General features: G+C 30.8%; 7 protein-coding genes. 6 read left to right on the forward strand and 1 reads right to left on the reverse strand.

Annotated features, from left to right (window positions below):
* Positions 1–3 precede the first annotated feature (3 nt).
* From CIW83_RS17545 to CIW83_RS17555, 3 genes are read left to right on the forward strand one after another with little or no spacing between them, the layout of a single operon-like run.
* A complete protein-coding gene (locus CIW83_RS17545) occupies positions 4–684 on the forward strand; it encodes an ABC transporter ATP-binding protein (RefSeq protein ID WP_094903614.1) in 681 nt (226 codons plus the stop codon).
* Complete coding sequence (locus tag CIW83_RS17550) at positions 681–3,212, forward strand: FtsX-like permease family protein (protein ID WP_094903616.1); 2,532 nt, start codon at positions 681–683, stop codon at positions 3,210–3,212. The genes CIW83_RS17545 and CIW83_RS17550 overlap by 4 nt, the downstream gene beginning before the upstream one ends.
* An 8-nt stretch (positions 3,213–3,220) precedes the next feature.
* Positions 3,221–3,721, forward strand: coding sequence for a M15 family metallopeptidase (locus CIW83_RS17555; protein WP_094903618.1), 501 nt, complete (start codon positions 3,221–3,223; stop codon positions 3,719–3,721).
* 57 nt (positions 3,722–3,778) lie between these two features.
* Here CIW83_RS17555 and CIW83_RS17560 read toward each other — a convergent pair whose 3' ends face one another.
* Positions 3,779–5,917 carry a molybdopterin-dependent oxidoreductase gene (locus tag CIW83_RS17560; RefSeq protein ID WP_094903620.1) on the reverse strand — a complete coding sequence of 713 codons (2,139 nt, stop codon included), beginning with the start codon at positions 5,915–5,917 and terminating at the stop codon, positions 3,779–3,781.
* A gap of 476 nt (positions 5,918–6,393) precedes the next feature.
* Between CIW83_RS17560 and CIW83_RS17565 the strand changes: the two genes are divergently transcribed.
* The 3 genes from CIW83_RS17565 (at position 6,394) to CIW83_RS17575 (ending at position 8,335) form a co-directional block, all read left to right on the forward strand.
* A complete protein-coding gene (locus CIW83_RS17565) occupies positions 6,394–6,702 on the forward strand; it encodes a hypothetical protein (RefSeq protein WP_094903622.1) in 309 nt (102 codons plus the stop codon).
* A gap of 30 nt (positions 6,703–6,732) precedes the next feature.
* The gene (locus tag CIW83_RS17570) at positions 6,733–7,182 is read left to right on the forward strand and encodes a peroxiredoxin (RefSeq protein WP_201260001.1); all 450 of its coding nucleotides are present in this window, start codon (positions 6,733–6,735) and stop codon (positions 7,180–7,182) included.
* A 280-nt stretch (positions 7,183–7,462) separates the two neighbouring features.
* The gene (locus CIW83_RS17575; protein ID WP_094903626.1) at positions 7,463–8,335 is read left to right on the forward strand and encodes an AraC family transcriptional regulator; all 873 of its coding nucleotides are present in this window, start codon (positions 7,463–7,465) and stop codon (positions 8,333–8,335) included.
* The last annotated feature ends 22 nt before the right edge of the window (positions 8,336–8,357 follow it).

The following is an 8,357-nucleotide window of genomic DNA, read 5'->3' on the forward strand; positions in this document are numbered from 1 at the left end:
AGTATGGAAATATTAAAGACTATAAATATAACAAAAAGTTATAGGGATGGAAATCAGACAAAAACAGTACTTGATAATGTAAATATCTCTATAAATCGAGGAGAATTTATAGGGATATTTGGACCTAGTGGAAGTGGTAAAAGCACTTTATTAAATCTCATAGGAGGTTTAGATAGACCTTCCAGAGGAGAAGTATATATCGAAAAGGAGAGAACTGACAATCTCACTCAATCAAAGCTTGCAATATACAGACGTAGAAGGATAGGTATAGTCTATCAATTCTACAATCTTATGTCTAATTTAACTGTAGAGCAAAATATTTTACTTCCTTTACTAATGGATGATAAGGAGCCAGATTTAGAATTATATGAAAAAGTCATGAATATAATTGATTTAAAAGAAAGATTAAAAAGTTTCCCCGAAGAATTATCAGGAGGAGAACAACAGAGAGTAGCTATTGCAAGAGCATTAATTAACAAGCCTTCTATCGTCTTACTAGATGAGCCAACGGGTAACTTAGATAGAGAAAATAGAAATAAAATATTTGAACTATTAAAATATTCAAACTCAGCTTTTAATCAAACTATGTTAATAGTCAGCCACGATGAAGAAATAGTTAATAAAACTGATAGAATGCTTCAAATAGAAGATGGAAGAATTATTAGGGATGTGAGTTTGCAATGAAACTCTATGATATATATATTAAAAACTCCCTGAATAGAGAAAATAAAAGGTTAAAAACACTTCAAATTACCATATTTTTAGCTGTGATAGCTTTCTCGTTGTTTATATTATTATTTGGCACCATAGTAAGAAACGATCAAGAAATGGCAGAAAAGATAACAGGAGATTTTCATATAAGGATACCAGTAAGTTTAGACAGTGAAAAGGTCAATATCTTAGAAAGTAATGTAAATATTAAAAAACTAGGTTATTTAGGGAAAAAGGGAATTGAAAAAGGCTCCGATAATAATTTTTCTTTTCATATATTTTTAGGAGATAAGAATTATTTTGATACCATGAAGGTAGTTTTATCAGAGGGGGAACTGCCAAGGAAAGAAAATGAAGTTCTAATTCCTAAATTGACAGCTAAAGATTTAAATCTCCAAGTTGGAGAATATTTAAATACAATTGATAAAGATAATGTTAAGCATGATTATAAAATAACAGGATTAATGAATTATTATACAAGAAGTTGGGAAGAAGAAATCCCGATTTACAGCTATATGGATTCTGATGCTTTAAAAACCAACGCTTATAGGGTAGTTATTTGGTATAAAAATATAAAAGATACTTATAAATTGACACCTAAATTATATGATATATTAGGAATTGATTATGAGAAAGCCATAAATGAAGGAGATTTTGGATATAACTTTTTATATCTTAGCAGCCATTTTGTAAATCCAGATGATATGCGTATATATACAAGCAGCGAAAGATATCCAAAGATATTTGTAATGGGATTGATACTAATTGGAGGATTTTTTATAATCATAATTAAAAACATTTTTTTGGTTTGGGAAAAATCTCATATAAGGGAATATGGTTTGCTTCTAAGTGTTGGAGCCAGAAAAATAGATATTGTGAAGATGATTATAAAAAGATTGATTAAAATTGCTATTAAACCCATACTTTTAGGGGTTATTGCCGGGACAATGCTAGACTTTTTCATTATAAGAATTCTCAATAAATATTATCTTTTGTCTCAGATGAATATGTCTTCCGAAAACATTAAGAATTTAAGAGTCATAATTAGTCCCCTATCAATTTTAATAATCTTAGTGGTAAGTACATTGATTTTATTAGTTGCATCTTTATCACCTGTATTTAAGCTTTCAAAATTAAATCCTATAGACTCTATGAAATTGTATCGAAGTGATGATAAACATTCTAGAAAATCCTATAAGCTTAGGAGAAGTAATTTCATTGGAGATTTGTCAAAAATAAATGCGAAGAAAGATAGAAAAAAGACCTTGATAACCACATTGTCAGTATCAATATCATTATTACTTCTCAGTGTATTATTAGCACTTTCTTCTGCCCTGGATCTTGAACTAAAACACAATAGACCTAATGAGTTATCTTATTATAATCACAAAATTAATTATTTTAGTCCACAGGCTATACCTAAGGACTTAATCTCAGAATTGACTAATAATTTTGAAGAAGAATATATTAGTTATAGAAAGTATGGCTTTTATATAGAATTGAGCAATGATTATGAAAAGATATTAGATCAAGAATACCTACGTGAATTATATCCTAAATATGTAGAGGACAATAAATATGAAGAAATTGGTATAAATCTAATAGGAATTGAAGGCAATAAATTTGGGGATATTGTTGAAAACTTTAATTTAAAATTGGAGGATTTTAGTGATGGAAATAAATGTATCATAGTAAATACGATTCCAATTGATTTTACTAAGCCTTACAGTAGATTAGAATATACAGATGCTATTGATGAAAATGTGGAAACTATTAGAGTAAATGCAAATCCATCATCCTTTAAAGAGAAATTAGAAGGCTTTGATTTAGAAGTTTTAGATTATACAATGGACCCAAATATATTAAAAATTCCACAATCTAGGACCTCCTTAATTGCTATAATGCCAATGGATAATTTTATTTCGATTTTAAATAGCTTAGATATGGCAGGAGATGTCTTGTATTTGGAAAATCTTTATTTGAAAACATCTGAATATGCAAGCCTTGAGGAAATCAAAAATAAAACAAAAGAGTATCTTAATATTAGAGATCTAGAATTTTTCAATAGAGAAAATTTATATGCTTTTGAGTCAAATTCTAATAAAATGTTATATTCATTAATTTTAATAGTTACTATATTTATTGCAATAGTTGGAATATCAAGTTCTTATAGTGCAACTAACAGTATGAGAGAATCTAGGAAACAAGAATTTGTTTTATTGCAGATGGTTGGGATGGATAAAAGCATCTTAAAAAAACTAATAATCAGAGAAGTTAATTATAATATGCTATTTATAGTGATTATAAGTATTTTCTTTCTCTTAATATCTGCTTATATCGGCACTACCGCTTATGATTTTTTCAAGACCTTTGAGGTATTATTAAATATGAAAATTTATCTTTGGTTATTATATTTACTCTTGATATATATAATCCTTAGGAAAAATTATCTTAAGAATTTAAAAGATGTAGAATTGACAATGAATAGTAGAATTATGTAGGTGAGAATATGAGGAAGAGTATAATATTATTTTTATTGCTTTTACTGTTACTATTTGTAATTTTTCCAAGGACTGGTGTATATGCATTTCTCTTTGATAGAGGAAATTATGGATATATAAATGAATCTTCAACTGAAATAATTTCAGATTTAGATGAACTTAGTCCCAGGACTAGAGAATTGGCAATCAAGTTTTTAGAAAAGTGTGAAGAAAAGGGGCTTTCTGTACGAATTACAGAAACTTATAGAACCCAAGCTCGACAAGAGATGCTATATAAACAAGGGAGAACTACATCCGGTTTAGTTGTCACATGGACTAAGAATAGTAAACATACAAAGAGGCGTGCATTTGACATTTGCGAAAACAATACTGATGATCCCTATGGAGATTTGGAGTTTTTTAGAAAATGTGCAGAAATCGGTAAGGAAGTGGGGCTTACTCCAGGCTATTATTTTGAAAGATATCAAGATATGCCTCATTATGAATTAAATAGATGGTGGCTGCGGTAATTATCAAGTATCCCCCTGAAGAAATGGATAGCTATCCATTTTTTCAGGGGTTTTATATTATTTCTTCTTAGGGTTTAGTTTTTCCACATCACATAGTAGAGCTTTATAAATAGGGAATCCAGAAATATAGTCACAATTTTCATCATCAGTTAAATGATTAGTATTGGATTTTGCCCAAGCTTCAGCTTGACAAGCAGAGCCACCCCCCATATTCAATTCTATTTCACCTGATGGAATTTCATCAGTAACTTTAGCTACAAATTTGACCTGATTTCTTTTAGTTTTAACTCGTACCTTATCTCCATTTGCTATATTACGATTTTCTGCATCATCTGTATTGATCCATACCAAGGGTTCTGGCTGCATCTTTAGTAAACCAGGTATATTTAAAAATTGTGAGCGGAAGGTAGTAGGGATACGTGTCCCTGTATTTAGAATTAAAGGATAAGTTTTTGCCAATTCTGGTTGACTCACAGGACTTTCTATAGGCTCCATATATTCTGGCAATCCTGGATATCCAAACTTTTCAAGTAATGATGACTTAATTTCAAATTTCCCAGAAGGTGTAGGGAATCCCGGCTTACCATCTTTACGAAATTTACCATTTTCATATTTTTTAAATGTTCTTTCTGCCATAGGATACTTGATGAAACCATCCCTATTCAATTGTTCCGCCAACTCTTTGCTTCCTAGGGCCCTCTCCAAAAGCTCAGACTCATCCTCAGGATAATTCTCACCATAGCCAAGTCTCTTTGCTATATCATGTATAATGAAAATATCCGTGCGTGCTTCACCAACTGGGGCTACTACACGGGTTCTTTTTCTGATGGTAGGGCCATGTACAACATAGGATTCATCTTCAAAATATGTAGTTGCAGGTAATACAACATCTGCATACTTACAATCTTCTGTAAAGTATCTATCTATTACAACAAAAAATTCTAATTTAGATAGAGCTTCAGCAAATTTATTTGGATTTGGATAGCTGGTTAAAATAGATGAACCTAAGTTTAATAAACCCCTTACTGGATAAGGATTATTTTCTAAAACTGCTTGAGGGAATTTCATAAAGTGGGCATTTTGCATTAATTCACAGAACAAAGGATATTCATTGGCACCAATAGGTTTTCTATCTGGTTTTTCACAGTAAATTTCTTTTACTCTATTTACTGCTGGTGAATTTAATAGTATGCCTCCTGGAATATCTATCTTTCCTAATAGTGCCCAGATAGTATAGACTGCTCTTATGGTTTGTACTCCTGAATTGGAATATTCCAATCCGGTATACATTACTAAGGTAGTCTTTTCTTCCTCTGCTATTTGATAAGTTAGATGACGTATTGCCTCTGGTTCTAAGCCAGGAATAGCTGCCCATTCTTCAAGTGTTTTAGAAGCAACATAGGATTTAAGTTCTTCGAATCCTTCAGTCCATTTTTCCGCAAATTCTTTATCATAAATATCTTCTTCTATAATAATCTTTAAGATTGCAAGTGCTAATGCTCCATCTGTACCCGAACGAACCAGATGATATTCTTCAGCCCGTTTACATATATCTGTTTTAAAATGGTCAATTGCAGTTATCTTAGCACCTTTGCTTACAGCAACTTGAATAGCATGAAATTGGAATTGAGGAGATTTAGTAATTGGATTAGCCCCCCAGACTACAATTCGATTTGCATTGGCTATATCTGGTAAAATACTATTTCCATAAACACCAAAAGTTGTAATTGGAGCAAATGCTCCAAAGGAGTTATAACATACTGATCCAACACTTGATACATTAGGTGATCCTAATGGTAGAAAAAAACCTGGAACTGCACGGTTTTCAGGGTTTACAATCCCCAGAAAGTCGGAGGTGCTTGCTTCGAATCCACCACGACCTGAATGGTTAATCAGAGACTCCGGTCCATATTTTTCCTTTACCTTCAAGAATCCATCGGCAACATAATCTAATGCCTCTTCCCAGCTAGCTTCTCTAAAATCTCCTTCTCCTTTTTCACCCACACGAATAAGGGGTTTCTTCAGCCTATCTGGAGAATAAAGAATTTCTTTTGCAAATTTTCCTCTTAAACAAAGAGCACCAAAAGGTTCATCTTTTGCAGGAAAAATATCAATTAATTTTCCATCTTCTAAATTAACATCAACTACACAAGAACCAGGACATACTCCACATATCACAGATTTTTTAACTTCCATATTAATAGTACCGCCTTTCTACACCCATGTTATTATTTAAACAATACAATTCTATTATATTTACTTTTTTATCTCCAATTAATAATATCTATACCAGCGATTATTGATATAGAAATTATTAAAACACAGAGGGACGGTTCTTCTGTGTTTTAATTTAAGTAATATCAAGAATTAGAGTAATGTATAGATAAAATTCTATTATATTGTTTCAAAAGTTAAGTTATGATATTGTATGTATAAAGAAAGAGGGACAATAGTAATTTTAATTTTCAAAAGTTTATAAAGTCATAATCGGCCAAGGAGAATTAGATTATGAAGAATAATATTAAAGATTAATATTACATTTAATTACTGTAGTATTATCATTCATTTTATTAGTAATCTTTGTTGCAACCGCTTCTAAATTTGGAAAGTATACAACTAATATATTAAGTAGGCTGTTTCTGACTGTATCATTAATAAGATTTTATGTTTATATGGGGACATTCTTAGATATTAATAAGGATAGGAAGTATGATTTTTATGTAGGTGGTATTATTAGCATTATTGGTATTGGATTATGGTTATACACATTTTTAATGACAAATGGAAGTTTAATAGAAGTACCTAAAGAGGTAAGTACATATTGGATATTATTCAATTCGTACTATATGCCATTTACAATGATTGATTTTCTTTTAGGTATACAGCATATACCATTATTGTCATTATTGAATATTTTTATGCCATCCTTGTTTATGGGATTTGGTCTAAGATATAAAAGGGTAAGAATAGAGAAGAAGTAATATAATCATTATGAGATGAGGAGGATTAATATGTTAAATTATGATTTTGTATTAAAAGAAACTAGTGGAAATGATATTTCAATAAAGGATTTTAAAGGCAAAAATGTAGTAGTATATTTTTATCCAAAGGATAATACAGCAGGTTGTACTACAGAGGCATTAGAATTTATGGACTTATATGATGAATTTGAAAAACTAGATACTGTTATAATAGGAATAAGTAGAGATAGTTTAAAATCCCATGCTAAATTTAGAGATAAGCATGATTTACCATTTTTACTTCTTAGCGATGAAGATGAAGAAGTTCATAATCTATTTAATGTAATGAAACTTAAAAAGATGTATGGAAAGGAATATATGGGAGTTGAAAGATCTACTTTCATATTCAATAAAGATGGAGAATTGATAAAGGAGTTTAGAAATGTGAAAGCAAAGGGACATGCAGAAAAGGTATTGGAATTCATAAAGAATGGAGAGTAGAAAACCTTCAATTTTCAAGTGTCAAATTTAATAAATATTAAAAAAAGTATTGGCATATCAATGCTATTTTTATTGATTACTGGTATGTTTTTAGCTGATTTAAGCACAGATATTGGAGATTAATCTAATAATGGGATGATTAGCAGGAGATAATATTTTAGTAAAATAGAATATTTAAAGTATAATTTGATTATGATTCTAAGCCTGCAGATCTGTGCAGAAAACATCGGGCATACATATTAACTTCCTGATACTATATTGATAAAAGGAGGTCATATAGATGGATTCGCTAAAAAGTATGAATGAAGCATTGAAGTATATTGAAGAAAATCTTACTAATGATATTGATTTTAAAGAAGTAGCAAAGATTGCATTATGCTCAGAATATCATTTTCAGAGAATGTTTTCTTTTCTTGCAGGTGTTACCTTATCAGAATATATTCGTCGCAGACGTCTTACACTTGCGGCTTTCGAGCTTCAAGATGGTCAGATAAAGGTGATTGATTTAGCCATGAAATACGGATATAGTTCACCAGATTCTTTTACAAGGGCTTTTCAGAACTTACATGGAATAACGCCTTCAGAAGCCAGAAATAAAGATAAATTACTAAAAGCTTTTCCACCAATGACCTTCAGATTATCAATTAGAGGAGGTAATATGATGGATTATCGAATTGTTGAAAAAGAAGGATTTAGTATAATTGGTATAATGAAAAGAGTTCCTATTATTTTTGAAGGAGAGAATCAAGAGATCACTAAAATGTGGAAAAGCTTGGATAAAGAAACAATCAATAGGCTTAAAGATATTTCTAATGTAGAACCTTTAGGCCTGATTCAGGCTGACATTAACTTTTCAGAAGGGAGAATGGCTGAAAAGGGAGGATTAGACCATTATATCGGTGTAGCAACAAATAAAGAATGTCCCAAAGGGTTTACTGAGCTTAAGGTTTCACCATCAACTTGGGCTGTATTTGAGACGGTAGGACCATTCCCAGAGACGCTACAGCAAACTTGGGGGAGAATATTTTCTGAATGGCTTCCTACATCAAACTATGAAATTGTGGAAGGTCCAGAAATTTTATGGACTGAAGATTTTAATATAGAATCCCCAGATTTTAAAAGTGAGATATGGATACCGATAGCTAAAAAATAAAAAAATTATAATATAAGAGCAC

The sequence above is a fragment of the Tissierella sp. P1 genome (assembly GCF_002266425.1).
Lineage (GTDB): Bacteria > Bacillota > Clostridia > Tissierellales > Tissierellaceae > Tissierella > Tissierella carlieri.

Coding starts and splice junctions, on each gene's coding strand:
- CIW83_RS17570 (WP_201260001.1), top strand. CDS start 6,733: ATGTTAAATTATGATTTTGTATTAAAAGAAACTAGTGGAAATGATATT.
- CIW83_RS17555 (WP_094903618.1), top strand. CDS start 3,221: ATGAGGAAGAGTATAATATTATTTTTATTGCTTTTACTGTTACTATTT.
- CIW83_RS17560 (WP_094903620.1), bottom strand. CDS start 5,917: ATGGAAGTTAAAAAATCTGTGATATGTGGAGTATGTCCTGGTTCTTGT.
- CIW83_RS17565 (WP_094903622.1), top strand. CDS start 6,394: ATGGGGACATTCTTAGATATTAATAAGGATAGGAAGTATGATTTTTAT.
- CIW83_RS17575 (WP_094903626.1), top strand. CDS start 7,463: ATGGATTCGCTAAAAAGTATGAATGAAGCATTGAAGTATATTGAAGAA.
- CIW83_RS17550 (WP_094903616.1), top strand. CDS start 681: ATGAAACTCTATGATATATATATTAAAAACTCCCTGAATAGAGAAAAT.
- CIW83_RS17545 (WP_094903614.1), top strand. CDS start 4: ATGGAAATATTAAAGACTATAAATATAACAAAAAGTTATAGGGATGGA.